The 16,160-nt window shown below is 63.2% G+C and carries 17 protein-coding genes; 5 read left to right on the top strand and 12 right to left on the bottom strand.

Translation table 11 applies throughout. The features are described from left to right. The first annotated feature begins 90 nt into the window (after window positions 1-90). From V2B23_RS12510 to V2B23_RS12500, 3 genes are all read left to right on the top strand, one after another. Window positions 91-1,521, top strand: coding sequence for a lytic transglycosylase domain-containing protein (locus V2B23_RS12510; protein WP_430950616.1), 1,431 nt, complete (start codon window positions 91-93; stop codon window positions 1,519-1,521). 171 nt (window positions 1,522-1,692) lie between these two features. Continuing rightward, on the top strand, window positions 1,693-2,553 hold the full coding sequence (locus tag V2B23_RS12505) for a lytic transglycosylase domain-containing protein (RefSeq protein WP_430950615.1): 861 nt from the start codon (window positions 1,693-1,695) through the stop codon (window positions 2,551-2,553). A 24-nt stretch (window positions 2,554-2,577) separates the two neighbouring features. Next, on the top strand, window positions 2,578-3,714 hold the full coding sequence (locus V2B23_RS12500; protein WP_430950614.1) for an Mrp/NBP35 family ATP-binding protein: 1,137 nt from the start codon (window positions 2,578-2,580) through the stop codon (window positions 3,712-3,714). A 9-nt stretch (window positions 3,715-3,723) separates the two neighbouring features. Here V2B23_RS12500 and tatB read toward each other — a convergent pair whose 3' ends face one another. The 4 genes from tatB to sigE all read right to left on the bottom strand — a co-directional run bounded on the left by tatB (window position 3,724) and on the right by sigE (window position 6,784). Further along, window positions 3,724-4,152, bottom strand: a complete 429-nt coding sequence (tatB, locus tag V2B23_RS12495) for a Sec-independent protein translocase protein TatB (protein WP_430950613.1) — start codon at window positions 4,150-4,152, stop codon at window positions 3,724-3,726. A gap of 71 nt (window positions 4,153-4,223) precedes the next feature. Continuing rightward, a complete protein-coding gene (locus tag V2B23_RS12490) occupies window positions 4,224-5,723 on the bottom strand; it encodes a trypsin-like peptidase domain-containing protein (RefSeq protein ID WP_430950712.1) in 1,500 nt (499 codons plus the stop codon). 90 nt (window positions 5,724-5,813) lie between these two features. After that, window positions 5,814-6,149 (bottom strand): RNA polymerase subunit sigma-70, encoded by a 336-nt coding sequence (locus V2B23_RS12485; protein WP_430950612.1) that lies wholly within the window; start codon window positions 6,147-6,149, stop codon window positions 5,814-5,816. A gap of 35 nt (window positions 6,150-6,184) precedes the next feature. Further along, on the bottom strand, window positions 6,185-6,784 hold the full coding sequence (sigE, locus tag V2B23_RS12480) for an RNA polymerase sigma factor SigE (RefSeq protein ID WP_033234434.1): 600 nt from the start codon (window positions 6,782-6,784) through the stop codon (window positions 6,185-6,187). A 298-nt stretch (window positions 6,785-7,082) separates the two neighbouring features. On the opposite strand from sigE, the gene V2B23_RS12475 reads away from it, so the two are divergent. Further along, entirely contained in the window at window positions 7,083-7,718 is a 636-nt protein-coding gene (locus V2B23_RS12475; RefSeq protein WP_430950611.1) for an O-methyltransferase, read from the top strand. A 10-nt stretch (window positions 7,719-7,728) separates the two neighbouring features. Here the strand turns inward: V2B23_RS12475 and glgC are convergent, their stop codons facing one another. After that, window positions 7,729-8,943 (bottom strand): glucose-1-phosphate adenylyltransferase, encoded by a 1,215-nt coding sequence (glgC, locus tag V2B23_RS12470; RefSeq protein WP_138872559.1) that lies wholly within the window; start codon window positions 8,941-8,943, stop codon window positions 7,729-7,731. 109 nt (window positions 8,944-9,052) lie between these two features. Between glgC and glgA the strand changes: the two genes are divergently transcribed. Further along, window positions 9,053-10,228 (top strand): glycogen synthase, encoded by a 1,176-nt coding sequence (gene glgA, locus V2B23_RS12465; RefSeq protein ID WP_430950610.1) that lies wholly within the window; start codon window positions 9,053-9,055, stop codon window positions 10,226-10,228. Here glgA and V2B23_RS12460 read toward each other — a convergent pair. The 7 genes from V2B23_RS12460 to V2B23_RS12430 form a co-directional block, all read right to left on the bottom strand. Beyond that, entirely contained in the window at window positions 10,212-11,063 is an 852-nt protein-coding gene (locus V2B23_RS12460) for a putative RNA methyltransferase (RefSeq protein ID WP_430950609.1), read from the bottom strand. The genes glgA and V2B23_RS12460 overlap by 17 nt on opposite strands. Before the next feature lie 106 nt (window positions 11,064-11,169). Beyond that, a complete protein-coding gene (locus tag V2B23_RS12455) occupies window positions 11,170-11,337 on the bottom strand; it encodes a DUF3117 domain-containing protein (RefSeq protein WP_003945169.1) in 168 nt (55 codons plus the stop codon). A gap of 148 nt (window positions 11,338-11,485) precedes the next feature. Further along, a complete protein-coding gene (locus V2B23_RS12450) occupies window positions 11,486-12,058 on the bottom strand; it encodes a DNA-3-methyladenine glycosylase I (RefSeq protein WP_430950608.1) in 573 nt (190 codons plus the stop codon). Then, window positions 12,051-12,410 carry a DivIVA domain-containing protein gene (locus tag V2B23_RS12445; protein WP_430950607.1) on the bottom strand — a complete coding sequence of 120 codons (360 nt, stop codon included), beginning with the start codon at window positions 12,408-12,410 and terminating at the stop codon, window positions 12,051-12,053. Before V2B23_RS12445 ends, V2B23_RS12450 begins: the two co-directional genes overlap by 8 nt. Window positions 12,411-12,442: 32 nt before the next feature. Continuing rightward, window positions 12,443-13,384, bottom strand: coding sequence for a glucosyl-3-phosphoglycerate synthase (locus tag V2B23_RS12440; protein ID WP_430950606.1), 942 nt, complete (start codon window positions 13,382-13,384; stop codon window positions 12,443-12,445). Further along, the gene (gene folP, locus V2B23_RS12435; protein ID WP_430950605.1) at window positions 13,381-14,280 is read right to left on the bottom strand and encodes a dihydropteroate synthase; all 900 of its coding nucleotides are present in this window, start codon (window positions 14,278-14,280) and stop codon (window positions 13,381-13,383) included. Before folP ends, V2B23_RS12440 begins: the two co-directional genes overlap by 4 nt. 30 nt (window positions 14,281-14,310) lie before the next feature. After that, window positions 14,311-16,083, bottom strand: a complete 1,773-nt coding sequence (locus tag V2B23_RS12430) for a long-chain-acyl-CoA synthetase (RefSeq protein WP_430950604.1) — start codon at window positions 16,081-16,083, stop codon at window positions 14,311-14,313. Window positions 16,084-16,160 lie beyond the last annotated feature (77 nt).

The following is a 16,160-nucleotide window of genomic DNA, read 5'->3' as shown; positions in this document are numbered from 1 at the left end:
ATAGCTCGAGACCGATATGTAACGTAAGTCACAGACTCTTATATATATATCGGTGGGTACTCCGAACAGGGCTACCAGCAAAGGGGAATCGTGCGCGTACGAGGATTGATCGCAGCGTCCACGCTACTGGGAGGCCTACTTGCGGCCACCGGACCGGCAGCACTTACCGCAGGTAGTGCCCCTGCAACGGGATCGCCGATACCCATTGCACTTGCAGGTAACGCGGTGAACGCAGCGGAGAGTCCCGATTTCCTTCCGACACCTCGCACGGTGCGAACGCAACGATCGGCACCACCGAGCACTACCGCAACAACCACCGCACTGGACCCGGCAGCCGCAACAGTTGTCCTGACCTCACTGGGCATCCCCGAAATCGTCCTCAACGCCTACCGCTCCGCTGAACTGGTGATGATGACGGAGGCACCCGGCTGCGGCGTCCCTTGGCATCTCCTGGCCGGTATCGGCCGAATCGAATCGGGCCACGCCAACGGTGGACGCACCACCTCCGTCGGCACCACGGTGACACCGATCTTCGGCCCGGTGCTGGACGGCCGCCTGGCCGGCAACCAGATCATCACCGACACCGACAAGGGTCTGATCGACGGCGACCCGACCCACGACCGCGCCGTGGGCCCCATGCAGTTCATTCCGTCGACATGGGCGCACTACGCCAGCGACGGTAACGGCGACGGTGTTACCGACCCCAACAACGTGTTCGACGCCGCACTCTCGGCGGCCAAATATCTCTGCAGCGGCGGGCTCGATCTCCGCAACCTCGATCAGGAAACCAAAGCTGTTCTCCGATACAACAATTCCGCGGCGTACGCCGCAAACGTCATCATGTGGTCTACGGCGTACAAGAGTGGTGTCCTCCCGTCCGGATCGCTGCCGTACACCGGCGGGATCAATACCGGGAGCATCAACACCGGAAGCTCCGACGCAACGTCCACCGCGGCAATTCTCGCTGCTGCGGCGGCAGTCGATCCGACGGCCGAGAAGAAGGACGGCGATCAGGCAACGGCAGCAGCTACTCCCGCGCCACTGCTCCCCGGCCTGCCTGACATGCCGGCACTCTCGCCGGATCTCCAGGCGCTGATCCCACCCGGAGTCCTGCCCACCACACCGAACCCGTCAGCACCCGGCCCCGCTACCACGCCACAGGCTCCGACCGGACCGGTCATTCCACTGCCCGTACTCACGTCGCGCGGCCTCGTGTGGCCGATTCTGACGCCGACAGGCTGGACGTGGCCAGAGGACATGTGCGTGATCCTCCCCGATCCCGTAGCGCTCGCTCAGTTGCAGCCGGGGATCTTCCTGCCGTGCGCGATCCCGACGGCCGAGGCGTCGACCGCGGCGCCGGCCCCCGCCACCGAAGCCACGACCGCAACTCCGTCCTCCGTCCCGGCGTCTACATCCGACGCCGCGCCCCCAGCCGTGGCGCCCACGCCCGCTGACGCACCGGCACCCGCGCCCGCGCCCGCACCACTGCTGCCGGGTTTGCCGTTCATGCCCGTCGCATAACTGTCACGTCGCGGTAACGCTCACGCCCGAAAAATCACGATTGAACTGCGCCGACGGCACAGATCTGCCCACTTAGATCACGGTTGAGTAACGGAAGTGCAACAAATCAGGTAGCCTCGATTCCGTCATTGAACGGAAAACCCCGATTTCGGGGTCCAGGAGGCAGTAACAGTGGGTCGGCACAACAAGAAGACAGATTCGCACATCCGTCGCAACTCGGTCATCGCGCTTTCCGGCCTCATTCCTATCGGTTTGGTAACAGCAGCGAACTCCGCCGGAGCCGCATCCGATATGCCTTTCGTCAATGCCGCCAGCGCCGAAACCGCCGTGGAGTCACTCGAGACCCCAGCCACGCAGGAGCCGCAAGCTCAGATCCTTCCCGTCGCCGACCTGGCCGCAGCGCCCGTTGTTGCCGAGCCCGCCCCGCTCGCACCGGTCCAGGCCACACCCCCACTGCCCGCGTCGATGGCCGAAGGCGCCCTCGGCATCCCCAGCGTGAGCGTCGCCGCCTACCAGAACGCCGAGCGCATCCTCGCTGTCGAGAACCCCACCTGCAACATGCAGTGGACCCTCATGGCCGGCATCGGCCGCGTCGAATCCGGTCACGCCCACGACGGCAAGGACGCCGACGCAAACGGCAACCTGTTCGAGCCTGTCATCGGACTGCCCCTCAACGGCAGCCTCCCCGGCCAGGCCGTGATCATGGACACCGACGGCGGCGCACTCGACGGCGACACCGTGTACGACCGCGCAGTCGGCCCGATGCAGTTCATCCCGTCCACGTGGACGCAGTACGCCGGCGACGGCAACGGTGACGGCATCTCCGATCCGCAGAACCTCTTCGACTCCGCACTGACCACCGGAAAGTACCTGTGCGACGGCGGATTGAACATGCAGGACCTCACGCAGGCCGCCAAAGCAATCCATCGTTACAACAACTCGGCCGCCTACGTCGCCAACGTCCTGGCCTGGACTGCCGGATACTCCACCGGCATCGTGCCCGCCGCAGCGGACCTGCCTCGCATTCACTGATCTGCCGACACCTACCATGGAGTCATGTCCGCACTGACCGAGTCCGACGTTCGCTCCGCGCTCGCGCGAGTTCTCGACCCTGAGATCCGCAAACCCATCACCGAATTGGGGATGGTCAGGAACATCACGCTTGCGCAAGACAACAGCGTCGACATCGGGATCTACCTCACCACCGCAGGGTGCCCGATGCGCACCGAGATCACCGAGCGCGTCACCAAGGCAGTTGCCGACGTCGCCGGTGTTGGCGCCATTCGGGTCGAACTCGACGTAATGGACGACGCGCAGCGCACCGAACTTCGCAAGTCACTGCGCGGCGACTCCGCCGAACCGGTGATCCCCTTCGCCCAGCCCGGCTCCCTCACCCGCGTGTACGCCATCGCCTCCGGCAAGGGTGGCGTCGGAAAGTCCAGTGTGACAGTCAATCTCGCGGCCGCACTCGCTGCACGCGGCCTGTCTGTCGGCGTTCTCGACGCCGATATCTACGGTCATTCCATCCCTCGTATGCTCGGCACCGACGCCAAGCCCACGCAGGTCGAGAAGATGATCATGCCGCCCGTCGCACATGACGTGAAGATGATTTCCATCGCCCAGTTCACTCAGGGCAACACCCCGGTCGTATGGCGTGGCCCGATGCTGCACCGCGCGCTGCAGCAGTTCCTCGCCGACGTCTTCTGGGGCGATCTGGACATCCTTCTGCTGGACCTTCCGCCTGGAACGGGTGACATCGCCATCTCGGTGGCCCAGCTCATCCCGAGCGCCGAGATTCTGGTGGTCACCACTCCGCAGCAAGCCGCCGCCGAGGTTGCCGAGCGCGCCGGTGCCATCGCACTACAGACCCGTCAGCGTATTGCCGGCGTCGTCGAGAACATGTCGTGGCTCGAACTGCCGGACGGCACCCGCATGGATGTCTTCGGAACGGGCGGCGGACAGACGGTATCCGATCGCCTCACCAAGGCCGTCGGCGCGAAGGTTCCGCTGCTCGGCCAGATTCCGCTCGACCCGTCGGTTCGCGAAGCTGGTGACGCCGGTACGCCGATCGTGCTGAGTGCACCGGACAGCGCTGCCGCGAAGGCATTGACGGAGATCGCGGACAAGTTGGCTGTCCGTCAGCGCGGACTCGCCGGAATGTCGCTCGGCATCAACACCGTGCGCAATATGTAACGGCTGCGCTCAGGTTGCGTCGAGGTCGACCGGCGGACGCTCTCCGGCTGCGAGAGGCTTGTCCTTCGTGAGTGACATCGGTTCCTGAGCGCCGCTCTGGGGCTTCACACCGGCTTGGGACTTCCCACCGCTTGGGGACTTCTTGTCGAAGTCTCCGGTGAAGAGGGAATCGTCTCCGTCGAGAAGATGCTGGGTGATCACAGCGCGCGGAGTCATCCCGCGCAGCTTGTTCAGATCTGCGAGTGGTTTACGCAGATCCTCGAAGTCGGTGCCCAGTTCTTCCTTGAGCTGATTCTGGGCTCCGGAAGCATATTCACGTACCTGCCTCAGTGATCGTGTAACCCAGGAGACCGCGCCAGGAAGCCGCTCAGGTCCCAAAATGACCAGAGCCGCTACGAGGAGGATCATGAACTCGCCCCAACCGATGTTGCCAAACACAGGGCAAGCCTACTGTGTGTCCGGTTGTTGCGCGCAGGTCCGGATCAACCTCACAGCAACCTCGTAGGTTCTCAGTCCGAAACCGGCGTGACCGATATGTCTACCTGGCGTCCCTCGCGGATCAACGCGACATTGACCGGCTGACCGATCGCCGCTGCATTGACTGCCACAACAAATTCGTCGGCGCTCGTCACTTGCCTGTCCCCGACCTTGACGATGACGTCGCCCTCGACGATTCCGGCTTGTTGCGCCGGGCTTCCGTCACGGACATTCGCGACCGCGGCACCACTGGTGGCGTCGTTGACAACGGTGCGAACATTGACGCCGATATCCGGGTGGCGTACCGAACCGTCACGAATGATGGCCTGCGCCACCTCGGTGACCGTGTCTATCGGAATCGCAAAACCGAGCCCGACGGAACCACCCGATTCGCTGAGCATCGCGGTGTTGATGCCGATCACGCGAGCTTCCGCATCCACCAAAGCGCCACCGGAGTTGCCGTGGTTGATGGCCGCGTCCGTCTGGACAGCGTCGATCACCGCGTTGGTGTCGGTGCCCTCGCCGGACAACCGCAACGGACGGTTCAGGGCGCTGACGATTCCGCGTGTCACAGTCTTGCTCAATCCCAACGGTGAACCGACGGCCACGACGTCGTCACCTACCTGGACATCTTCGGAGCGCCCGAGTTGCGCAACCGTCAGATTGCTCGCCGACACCTTCAGCACCGCGAGGTCCGTCTTCACGTCGCGGCCGACAATCTGAGCGTCGGTCTTGGTGCCGTCGGAAAAGATGACTTGGATCCGCGCGTTCTGGGCCGGCGGAGCGGCCGAGGAGATCACATGGTTGTTGGTGACGATGTAGCCCTCGTCGTCGATCACGACTCCCGAACCGGTGCTTCCATGATCGCCGACGGCAACCTGGATGGAGACAACGGACGGCAGCACCGCGTCGGCGACCTTCGCGACGTCGGATTGCGGCTGTTCACCACCGCCGGATTGCACCAACGTGACGTGTGAACTGGTGAGGGAACTTCGGTCGGCGGTAATCACCGTCGCGAGCAGTCCGCCTACCAGCGCAATTACCAGTGCCATTCCGGCAAGCGCGGCCAACGCGGACGGCGCGACCTTACGCCCGAACAGTACGTCGCGGACATCGAGTTTCGGTGCGGGAGGCAAACTTTCGGGTTGCGTTTCCTGCGCGGGTGAACCCAGAGCCACCGACGACGCCGGATCACGCCACGGGTCGTTCGGTACCTCGTCTTCGGGTTCGGATTCCGTGTCGGCTTCGGGATCACGGCCGATGGATTCCGTGGCGCCCTCGGGGCGACCGAACGCCTCTGCGAGAACCGGATCGGGCGAACCGACCACAACACCGGGCGTCGGCACGCTCCGGGCAGCTGCCTGGGAGAAAGAACCGTCGACGCCGCTCGGCCTACTGAATGCCCGCTGCGACGCCGGATCGATCTGCGGCCGGTATACCGGGCGGGGTTCGAGAACAGGCGCGTCTGCGGGTCGATCCACCGAACCATTTGCCGAAGTACCCGCGTTGTTTGCCGAAGTATCGGTATCCACGCCGGAATGCCCCCTCTGTCCGTCAGTCACGCGGTCCAGTATCACTGATCAGTGGATGCAGGGCGTCGCTGACTGGGCCGAAAGGACAGGTCATTTACGCCAACGGCGTGAAAGACGTTTGCCGATCGCGCCGAAACCGTCGTCCGACCGCGGCGAGGTATCGGCAGTATTGGTGGTGCAGGTCGGAATTGCGCTGAGCAGGCCGACAAGCGACAGCGGCATCGTCATCTCTCCGCTCCGCCGGAGCGCACCACGGGCCTGCTGCTGCGCATCGACCGCAGCCGTGCATTCGGCACACAAGGAGATGTGGTGTGAGGCCCGAAGATAGGCCTGCATGCGAAGTTCTCCGTCGACGTAGGCGGCAATTGCCTCACTTGCCAGGTGTTCGGTCGAACCGAACTGGCGGGGTGCCCGCGCCTCCGTCATTCGTCCCTCCAGATGATTGACCAACGTTCCCCCCGTCAGACGCCGACACGTTCGGAATCACCGGCGCGTTGTGCTGCGGCCAGATGATCGCGAATCGCTTGTCGTCCACGGTGGATACGGCTCCGAACCGTTCCGAGCTTGACTCCCAGTGTGGCACCGATTTCCTCGTACGACAGACCTTCGATGTCACACAGCACAACAGCGGCGCGGAAATCCGGCGCCAAGGAGTCCAATGCGGCCTGAAGATCGGCGTCGAGGCGGGCGTCGTGGTAGATCTGCTCGGGGTCCGGACCGGCTGACGGTACGCGGTCGTAGTCCTCCGGAAGCGCTTCCATGCGGATGCGGTTGCGGCGGCGAACCATGTCGAGGAACAGGTTGGTCGTGATGCGGTGCAGCCAGCCTTCGAACGTGCCTGGCTGGTAGTCGGAGAGGGAACGGAACACACGGATGAATGTGTCCTGGGTCAGATCTTCAGCGTCCTGCGCGTCGCCGGACAGGCGGTACGCAAGCCGGTACACGCGGTCACCGTGTTGGCGGACGAGTTCGTCCCACGACGGCATCGCCGACTTCTCACCCGTTGCGTCGAAAACAGCAGTACCGATCAATTCGGAATCCACAGCCGATTCCGTCGTCATTACTTCCGACTCTCGAGGGCGAGGCTCGTCGTTGATCTGGAAAATAAGTGGATCCTCCTGGTCTTTTCGTGCCGCGGTCAGCTCACGCGATGACTCGAACAACCGAACACCGAGGTGTTTTGTTCCCGGACCACCGTTGATCAGCTCATCCATCGCCGCCGGATGTTCCGTGCACTTCCGGCGATGTACATACCCTCTCGTACCGCGGTGTGCATGCCCTATGAAGAGGCTGAGGGATTCCTGAGAATCTGTCAGGGTGCGCGCCTTGCAGCGTCAATGCGACCGGCCCGATAACCTCATGAGCGTGACCCACGCCGAACAGATACTCCGCCACGTCGAGGACGTTGTTTCCGAGGACGAGATTTTTACCGCGGCGCGGGACCGAGCATTGGACCTCGGCACCGCACCCGTGACGCCCGCAGTCGGCGCGACACTGGCGATGTTCGCCCGCATGCTCGGTGCGAGGACGGCGGTCGAGGTCGGTACCGGAGCCGGCGTCAGCAGCCTGTGGTTGTTGCACGGTATGCGCGACGACGGTGTCCTGACCACCATCGACAGCGAACCCGAGCACCAGCGCGCAGCCAAATTGACGTTCCGCGAAAGTGGAATCGCGCCTGCGCGCACCCGGTTGATCAACGGCAATGCACTCGACGTGCTGCCGCGCCTCGCCGACGGTGGATACGACTTGGTATTTGTCGATTGCGCCCCGGTCGATCAGCCCCACTACGTGCGTGAAGGCATCCGGTTGCTGCGTCCAGGCGGTGTGATCGTCCTGCACAACGCTCTTGCCGGCGGTCGCGTCGCCGACCCGTCGGCCCGTGATGCCACGACGGTGGCCGTCCGCGAAGCCGCCAAGGCCATCGCGGACGACAAGCGTCTGGTTCGGGTGTTACTTCCGCTCGGTGAAGGACTGCTCTGCGCCAGCAAGATCTAGCCTCTACTAGCTAGATCCAGACACCCTTACCGATTGCGACGACTCCACCGGAGCTGATCGCAAATCGTTCGCGGTCTCGTTCGAGGTCGACGCCGATGATTTCGCCGTCACCGACAACAACGTTCTTGTCGAGGATGGCTCGGCGCACGACAGCTCCCTTGCCGATGCGCACTCCTGGCATCAGGACGCTGCCTTCGACGGTGGCGCCGTCCTCGATCATCACGTTCGAGCTGAGGACGGAGTTGCGCACCGTAGCGGCGGACAGGATCGATCCGGCGCCGACTATCGACTCCTGAGCGAGGCCGCCCTTCACGAACTTGGCCGGTGCCAGGTTCTCGGTGGCGCCGCGGATGGGCCAGCGCCGGTTGTACAGGTTGAAGATGGGGTGGACCGACACGAGGTCCATGTGTGCGTCGTAGAAAGCGTCGAGGGTACCGACGTCGCGCCAGTAGCCGCGGTCGCGGTCGGTTGCGCCTGGAACGATGTTGTCCTTGAAGTCGTACACCGAGGCCTCGCCGGCTGCGACGAGGGCGGGGATAATGTCGCCGCCCATGTCGTGATCGGAATCCGAGTTCTCGGAGTCGGCGCGGATGGCGTCGACCAACACCTTCGTGGTGAACACGTAGTTACCCATGGAGGCAAAGGTGGAATTGGGGTCGTCGGGGGTGCCGGGCGGATGAGCCGGCTTCTCGAGGAACTGCGTGATGCGTCCCGACTCGTCGCTGTCGATGCAGCCGAAGGCAAACGCCTCACTGCGCGGCACCCGGATACCGGCGACGGTCACACCGGCGCCGGAGTCGATGTGGTGCTGCACCATCTGCTCGGGGTCCATGCGGTACACGTGGTCGGCGCCGAACACCACGATGTACTCGGGGTCTTCGTCGTAAACGAGATTGAGCGACTGCAGGATGGCGTCGGCGCTGCCGGTGTACCAGCGCGGCCCGAGTCTCTGCTGCGCCGGGACGGGAGTGATGTACTCACCCGCAAATCCGGACAACCTCCATGTCTGCGATATATGTCGGTCGAGTGAATGCGACTTGTACTGCGTGAGCACACAGAGACGCAGATAGCCCGCGTTCACCAGGTTGCTCAACACGAAGTCGATCAGTCGATAGGCGCCGCCGAACGGCACCGCTGGTTTAGCTCTATCCGCCGTCAGCGGATAGAGACGTTTGCCCTCGCCCCCGGCGAGCACGATTCCAAGCACATGCGGCTGGCTTCTCACACGCTTAACCTATCCGCACTCCGGTAGTCCCGCTAGCGAAGCGGGCCGCGACACTCGCGAAGTGCGCCGGCCGGTAGCCGGATCGACCACGGGCGGTTAGGTTTAGCCGGTGCGAGTCGCGATGATGACCAAGGAATACCCACCGGAGATCTACGGCGGGGCAGGCGTGCACGTCACCGAGCTGGTCGCTCAGTTGAAACGGCTCGTCGACGTCGACGTTCACTGCATGGGAGCGCCGCGCGACGACGCGATCGTCCACTCCCCCGATCCCGCGTTGGACGGCGCCAACCCCGCGTTGACAACGCTGTCCACCGAGCTTCGGATGGCCGCAGCCGCAAGCGGTGTCGATATTGTCCATTCCCATACCTGGTACACCGGGCTGGCCGGACATCTGGCGTCAGCGCTCTACGACGTCCCCCACATTCTGACCGCACATTCGCTCGAACCCCGGCGTCCGTGGAAGGCCGAGCAGTTGGGCGGCGGCTACCGCGTCTCGTCGTGGTCCGAGCGCACCGCAGTCGAGCATGCCGACGCTGTCATCGCGGTCAGTTCCGGGATGCGCGCCGACGTCCTCGACGCGTACCCGTCGCTCGATCCGAGCCGTATCCATGTGGTTCGCAACGGGATCGACACGAGTGTGTGGCATCCCGGTCCCGCCGGAACCGGCGAAGCGTCTGCGTTGACGGCTATCGGCGTCGATGTCAGCCAACCGATCGTGGCGTTCGTCGGCCGCATCACACGCCAGAAGGGTGTCGGCCATCTGATCGCGGCGGCACACGATTTCGACCCGTCCATCCAGCTTGTCCTGTGCGCAGGTGCCCCCGATACGCCGGAAATAGCGGCCGAGACAGAACAGGCGGTAGCGGCCCTCGCCGCGCACCGCGGCAATGTGTTCTGGGTCCGCGAAATGCTGCCCACCGAACAGATCCGCGAAATACTTTCGGCCGCAACAGTCTTCGTCTGCCCGTCGGTGTACGAACCGTTGGGGATCGTCAACCTCGAAGCCATGGCCTGCGAAACTGCTGTTGTCGCTTCGGATGTGGGCGGAATCCCTGAAGTGGTCGACGACGGCGTGACCGGTCGACTCGTCCACTACAACGCATACGAACCCGCTGCATTCGAGGAATCCTTGGCCGCGACGGTCAACGACGTTGTTGCCGACAAGACGGGTGCCGACGCGATGGGGCGGGCCGGCCGGGTCCGGGCGATCGAGCATTTCTCGTGGGCCGAGATCGCTAAACAAACCATCGACGTCTACAACGACGCGATCAGACGCCGCGGTTGACCTTGCGGTAACTGGAAATCGTCGCAGACGCGGTGATCGGTGTGAGTTCGGGAAGTTCCGCTACCGAGGCTTCGAGTTGCTGCGACGTCAGGTGCCGCGCGGAAGGCCCCATGCCCACCAGATCGAGAACCTCGTCGTGGGTGAGGTGCATGGTGAACTCGACGCCCTCGGAGTGTTCACGCTCGAACAGTCCGGCCATGGACGTTCCGAGCCGTTCCACCTTCTTGTCGTCGACGCGAACCATGCCGAGTAACTCGATCAGCTCACGCAGATGCCTGTCTGTGGGCGTCAGAACCACGAGAACGCCCTCGTCGGCCAGAACGCGGTGGGACTGCTCACCATTGCGCGGAGCGAACACACAGAGCACGTGAGAGAGCACGCCGTCACGAATGGGTAGGGGCTGCCACACGTCCGCGACTATCGATCCGATTCTGTCGTGGACTTTGGCTGCTCGCCGGGCCGCGAATTTCGAGACGTCGAGGGCAATTCCCCGAGAATCCGGGAGCCGGCTGATCACATGTTCGAGATATTGTCCTGTGCCGGAACCGATTTCGACGATCCGTGCCGGGTCGACGCCCCCCGAGCGCGCACACGCCGCCGTAACCGCGTCCATCAGCGGATCAAAATGCCCACTACCGAGCAGTCTGGACCTGGCCGCAATCATCTCGGCGCTGTCGCCGGTGAATTTGGTGGACCCACCGCTGATGAGGGAAACGTAGCCCTGCCTGGCGATGTCGAATCGGTGGCCTCGTGCACATTCGAGGGCGCGGTCGATCAGATCGAGTTCAAGACGGCACTGCGGGCACGCCAGCAGATCGATCACTTCGGCAAGCACACAACTGCCCTTCCGGCTCGGCGCGAACGCCTAGACCTACACACACTTCAGGCCCCGCACCGAAGATCGGTTGCGGAGCCTGGGTGCATTTCCTACCTGGACCCGACTAGCTGGTGACGTTTGTAAGTTCCACACCCAGCGCAGCAGCTTCATCCGGGGTCAGCTCGACGACAAGGCGTCCGCCACCCTCGAGTGGAACCCGCATGACGATTCCTCGTCCCTCTTTGGTTGCTTCGAGGGGACCGTCCCCGGTCCGGGGCTTCATGGCCGCCATCCTCTGCTCCCTCCAGATCTGCGCTGCACTTCACTGCGCGTCGACAAACGGTGCGCCCCGCCAACGATCAGCGAGGCTCGTAGCCTCCATTGTTCCCTATCCGTCCCGGAACCGGGAATCTGAGTCACATTTACGCGTGTCCGCACTACTACGGCACTACCGGTGGAACCCAACAATCGGCAATGTGATCGTCAACCATTCCGGTGGCCTGCATGAGCGCATATGCCGTGGTAGGGCCGATAAACTTGAAGCCGAACCGTTTGAGTTCCTTGGCCATGGCAGTTGATTCTTCGGTGATAGCGGGAACGTCTGCAATTGAAGCGAGTCGCGCGGTGCGTGGGGGCGGTGCAAAGGACCAGAGCAACCTATCGAGATCCAATTCCGGTGAATTCACAAGTACTCGCGCATTGGCAATTGTTGCCTCGATTTTGGCCCGATTGCGAATAATCGCGGAATCCGCGAGCAAGCGGTCCACGTCCGCTTGGCCGTATTCGGCAACTTTCTCGGGAACAAATCCGGCGAACGCCGATCGGAAAGCCTCACGCTTTCTCAGAATCGTGATCCACGACAATCCTGATTGAAATGCTTCGAGTGCGAGTCGCTCGAACAAGGCGTCACGACCGTGGAGGGGTTGACCCCATTCGTGGTCGTGGTAATCGCGGTACAGCGTGTCGCCTGGTGATTCGATCACCCAGTCGCAGCGAACAATTCCGTCAGACATCTTCCGGGCGCTCACTCACGGTTGCCGCCTCGCGCGCGCCCGCGTCGGACTCCGCAACTTCTGGGGCAGCATCCGATCTTGCTTCCAATTGCGCACGGAGAGAGTCGATTTCCATTCCGAGCCGATGCAGGGCCCAATCCACTTCACTGGCCTTGTACCCGCGCAAGACCTGCTGGAATCGCAATGCGTCGACGTCGGTGCTTGTCACGCCTTCCGCGGGAAGCACGGCCGCTGTGGTGCCGGGAGGAAGCGGCGGCAGTTCTTCCGAGCGCCCGAATACAGCACTCGCGGCAAGGAAGATCATCCCGCCGACAAGCGCCATGACAATCAGGTACAGGAGGATCGTCAACATGCCCCGATACTCCCATACACGTTCCGCTGCGGTCAGACCCCCGCGCTGCGGATAATCGAATTCATCGGCGGACGGTCGAGCAGCGACACCTCGGTGGTGGCCGGGGCAAACGAATCGCCCTCGACCAGGAACTGCGTCAACCCGGCGCCGGAATCCTCGATGCCACAGCGCCGCAGCATCGTCCCGATGATCTGCCGGCTCATCACGCCCAGATCGGCAAGCGGCCGATTGCGGTGCTTCCGGACGCCGAGATTGACCTGACCGATCGCGCTGAGTCCGAGGGTGTCGTACGTATCGAGCAACAGCCCGATCTCGACTCCGTAGCCGGGTGCAAACGGCACGGCGGAGAGCAACTCCCGGGTCCCGGCGTACTCACCGCCCAGCGGTTGCAGAACGGCCGTGAGTTCCGGTCGCAGCGCCGCCAGCATCGGCCGCGCCACCAACTCGGTGACACGCCCGCCGCCGTTGGCGTCTTCTGTCCCGCTGACGCGCAACGGACGCCGGTAATACCCCTTCACCAGGTGAATACCGTCGACGGTGAGCAATGGACCCAACAGCTTCGGAACAAACGCCGGGTCCGGATTGATGAGATCGGAATCCACGAACGCGATCAGATCACCGGTAGTCGCCGCGATCGAGCGCCACAGGACTTCACCTTTGCCGGCTGCGGGAGGGAGCGACGGCACCGCGGACTCGCGGCTGATCACCCGTGCGCCGGCAGCCCGTGCCCGCTTCGCGGTGCGGTCGGTAGATCCGGAGTCAAGGACAACAAGTTCGTCCACCAACCCGCCGAGCAACGGATGAATGGTGTCGACCACCGATGCGACGGTCTCCTCCTCGTTGAGTGCTGGAAGCACCACCGAGACGGTGCGGCCAGCTTTGGCTCGTTCGAGTTCCTCGACCGTCCAACTGGGGTGATCCCAACTGTTTGCTTCGGACCACGTGCGCGTGGACCCAGTGCCGGTAATGCTCATGCCAGCCCCCGAACCGTTCGAACCGGGGCGCGTCGGCCCTGAATTGCCGCCACCATGTCGACCACCCGGCGCGTAGATGCCACCTCGTGCACCCGGAACACTCGGGCACCGCCCGCCGCGGCCATTGCTGTCGCTGCCAATGTTCCCTCCAGCCTCTCGGAAAGCTCTACCCCCAGAGTCTCCCCGATAAAGTCCTTATTGCTCAGCGCCATCAGCACTGGCCACCCGGTGTTTACAAGAATGTCCACTTTTCGCAACAACTCGAGCCCGTGAAAGGTGTTCTTGCCGAAATCGTGGGTCGGATCGACCAGAATCGCGTCACGTGGCACGCCTAATGCAAGGGCTCGTTCGGCAGCGGTGACAACTTCGTTCACCACATCGGCAACAACATCGGTGTATCTGACGCGGTGCGGACGCGTCCGCGGCACGGCGCCACCGGTGTGTGAGCACACGATGCCCGCCCCCGTTTCGGCAGCAACCATGACCAGTTCCGGGTCGGCGCCGGCCCAGGTGTCGTTGATCAGATCGGCGCCTTCCTTACGAGCGAGACGGGCGACGTCGCTGCGCCACGTGTCGATGCTGATCAACAGATCCGGAAACTTGTCCCGGATCGCCGCGACAAAGGGAATGACGCGCCTGATCTCCTCGTCGGTGTCGACCAGATCGCCGGGGCCGGCCTTCACTCCCCCGATATCGACCAGATCGGCGCCTTCGTCGACCGCACGATCCACCGCAGCCATCGCGGCAGAATCAGAGAACGTCGCACCTTGGTCGTAGAACGAGTCGGGTGTTCGGTTGACGATCGCCATGACCAATGCACGGTCGACCGCGACCGGCCGGCCGCACAAGGTGGGCGCCGGATCTGGCTGCACGGATGAACCGGCCGATGAAGACATGCCTTTCATACTGGCATGACGGAACGCGGTCTAGCCCTTGGGTACCGAGCCTGCGGCTACCTCGTCGACATAACTGTCGTACGAATCGCCGTACCCGCTCTCGCGGCCGGCGAGGACGTGCAGGGTGTCTGCGCCGACCTCGTATCCGTCGTTGCGCAATTCCACCTTGCGCGATTTGAACGTGCTGGTGTGTTCGAGGGAGTCGACGATGCGAACGAACAGCGGCATGGCGTAGCTGGGGAGCTTTCCGTACAAATGGGTGGCGATGTCACTGCCGTCGAAGGTGTTGCCGTCGCGCAAGGTCACGGCTGCCATACCCGCCCGCCCGTCGGTACCCGGGATCTCGACACCGTAGACGACGGCCTCCGCGATCGCCGGATGTGAACTGAGCGCACCCTCGACCTCGGTGGTTGCGACGTTCTCACCCTTCCACCGGAATGTGTCACCGAGGCGATCGACAAAGGCCACATGGCTCCACCCCTGCTTGCGCACGAGGTCGCCGGTGTCGAACCAGGTGTCACCGTCCTTGAAACCACCGCGCACCAATTTGCTGTTGGTCGCGGCTTCATCGGTGTACCCGTCGAAGGGTGCTCGGTCCGTGATCTTGGAAAGCAGCAGTCCAACGGACCCCGTCGGCACTTTGCGCAATCGTCCGTCCGGACCACGCAACGCTTTTCCGGTTTCCTCGTCGAATTCGACGACGGCATGCGGCAAAGGGCAGATTCCGGCGGTCCGATCGACGTTGAGTGCGTTGACAAAGGCGATGTTGCATTCGCTGGCACCGTAGAACTCGGCAACTCGCGCGATACCGAAACGCTCGGTGAATTCCTTCCAGATTTCCGGCCGCAAACCGTTTCCGACCATCAATTGAACAGAATTGTCACGGTCGGTGGGCTTCTCGGGCTGATTGAGGAGATACCGGCACAATTCGCCGATGTAGGCAAAGGCGGTCGCTTTGTTGAGCGCGATATCGTCCCAGAATCGCGACGCCGAGAACTGTCGGCCGATGGCAAGCGTCGCACCCGAAGCCAGCACCGACGACAACGACACCGTCAAGGCATTGTTGTGATAGAGCGGCAAGCAGCAATACAGCGTGTCCGACGAACGTAACCGGACACCCATGAGCCCGAGACCGGACATGGACTTGAGCCAGCGGAAGTGAGTCATCAAGCTGGCCTTGGGCATTCCGGTAGTACCCGAGGTGAAGATGTAGAAGGCTTTTTCCTTCGCGAGGATCTGGGCCGTCACAGCTGGATTGGTCGCGTCGGCCGTTTTTGCCAGGTCGTCGAGCTCGCTGACCAGAAGTTGCTCCGGTCCGGTAAACCCTTCCGGCAATGATTCGAGCGCTTCTTCGCTGTCATCGGCGACAACAAGCACGCGGGCGCCGAGCAGTGTAAGACTGTGTGCGAGAACATCATCTCGCTGGTTGTAGTTCAGCATTCCCGCTGCCGCACCGAGTTTGACGGCCGCCAAGGCAATTAGCAGCGATTCCGGAGTGTTCTTGCCGAGGATCGCCACCACGTCGCCGCGTTGGACGCCGCGCGTGCGCAATACATCAGCATATCGGTTGACCTGCGCGTTGGCGTCGTCGTAACTCGTTGCATGGCCCTCGAACCGGATGAACGGACGAGTAGGATGCGCTGCGGCGTTCTGCTGGAGAATGAGTCCGATGGACATCGCGGCCGAAGGCTTGCGCAGCAGGCCGGACGCCCCCTTCAGGAGGATGGGCACCTCGGTGATCATCGACGGCAGTTTGGCCGCCAGATCCAGCATGCCAACTTTGTCGCGTGCTTCCGAACTCATGTCTCCCCAATCACGTATCCGGCGACTCGACGGCCACCCCCGGGGCCACCTTACTCCACGGTAAGGTGGCCCGTCAC

The sequence above is a fragment of the Rhodococcus sp. 24CO genome (assembly GCF_050586165.1).
Lineage (GTDB): Bacteria > Actinomycetota > Actinomycetes > Mycobacteriales > Mycobacteriaceae > Rhodococcus_F.
This window is presented reverse-complemented; position numbering and strand designations above follow the sequence as displayed.

Bases quoted from the DNA above. Each gene is read 5' to 3' on its own strand.
- V2B23_RS12450 (WP_430950608.1), bottom strand. From the start codon at position 12,058: ATGTCTGACGGAATTGTTCGCTGCGACTGGGTGATCGAATCACCAGGC.
- V2B23_RS12445 (WP_430950607.1), bottom strand. From the start codon at position 12,410: ATGTTGACGATCCTCCTGTACCTGATTGTCATGGCGCTTGTCGGCGGG.
- V2B23_RS12430 (WP_430950604.1), bottom strand. From the start codon at position 16,083: ATGAGTTCGGAAGCACGCGACAAAGTTGGCATGCTGGATCTGGCGGCC.
- V2B23_RS12485 (WP_430950612.1), bottom strand. From the start codon at position 6,149: ATGACGGAGGCGCGGGCACCCCGCCAGTTCGGTTCGACCGAACACCTG.
- folP (WP_430950605.1), bottom strand. From the start codon at position 14,280: ATGTCTTCATCGGCCGGTTCATCCGTGCAGCCAGATCCGGCGCCCACC.
- V2B23_RS12455 (WP_003945169.1), bottom strand. From the start codon at position 11,337: ATGGCGGCCATGAAGCCCCGGACCGGGGACGGTCCCCTCGAAGCAACC.
- sigE (WP_033234434.1), bottom strand. From the start codon at position 6,784: ATGACGACGGAATCGGCTGTGGATTCCGAATTGATCGGTACTGCTGTT.
- V2B23_RS12500 (WP_430950614.1), top strand. From the start codon at position 2,578: ATGTCCGCACTGACCGAGTCCGACGTTCGCTCCGCGCTCGCGCGAGTT.
- V2B23_RS12440 (WP_430950606.1), bottom strand. From the start codon at position 13,384: ATGAGCATTACCGGCACTGGGTCCACGCGCACGTGGTCCGAAGCAAAC.
- V2B23_RS12475 (WP_430950611.1), top strand. From the start codon at position 7,083: ATGAGCGTGACCCACGCCGAACAGATACTCCGCCACGTCGAGGACGTT.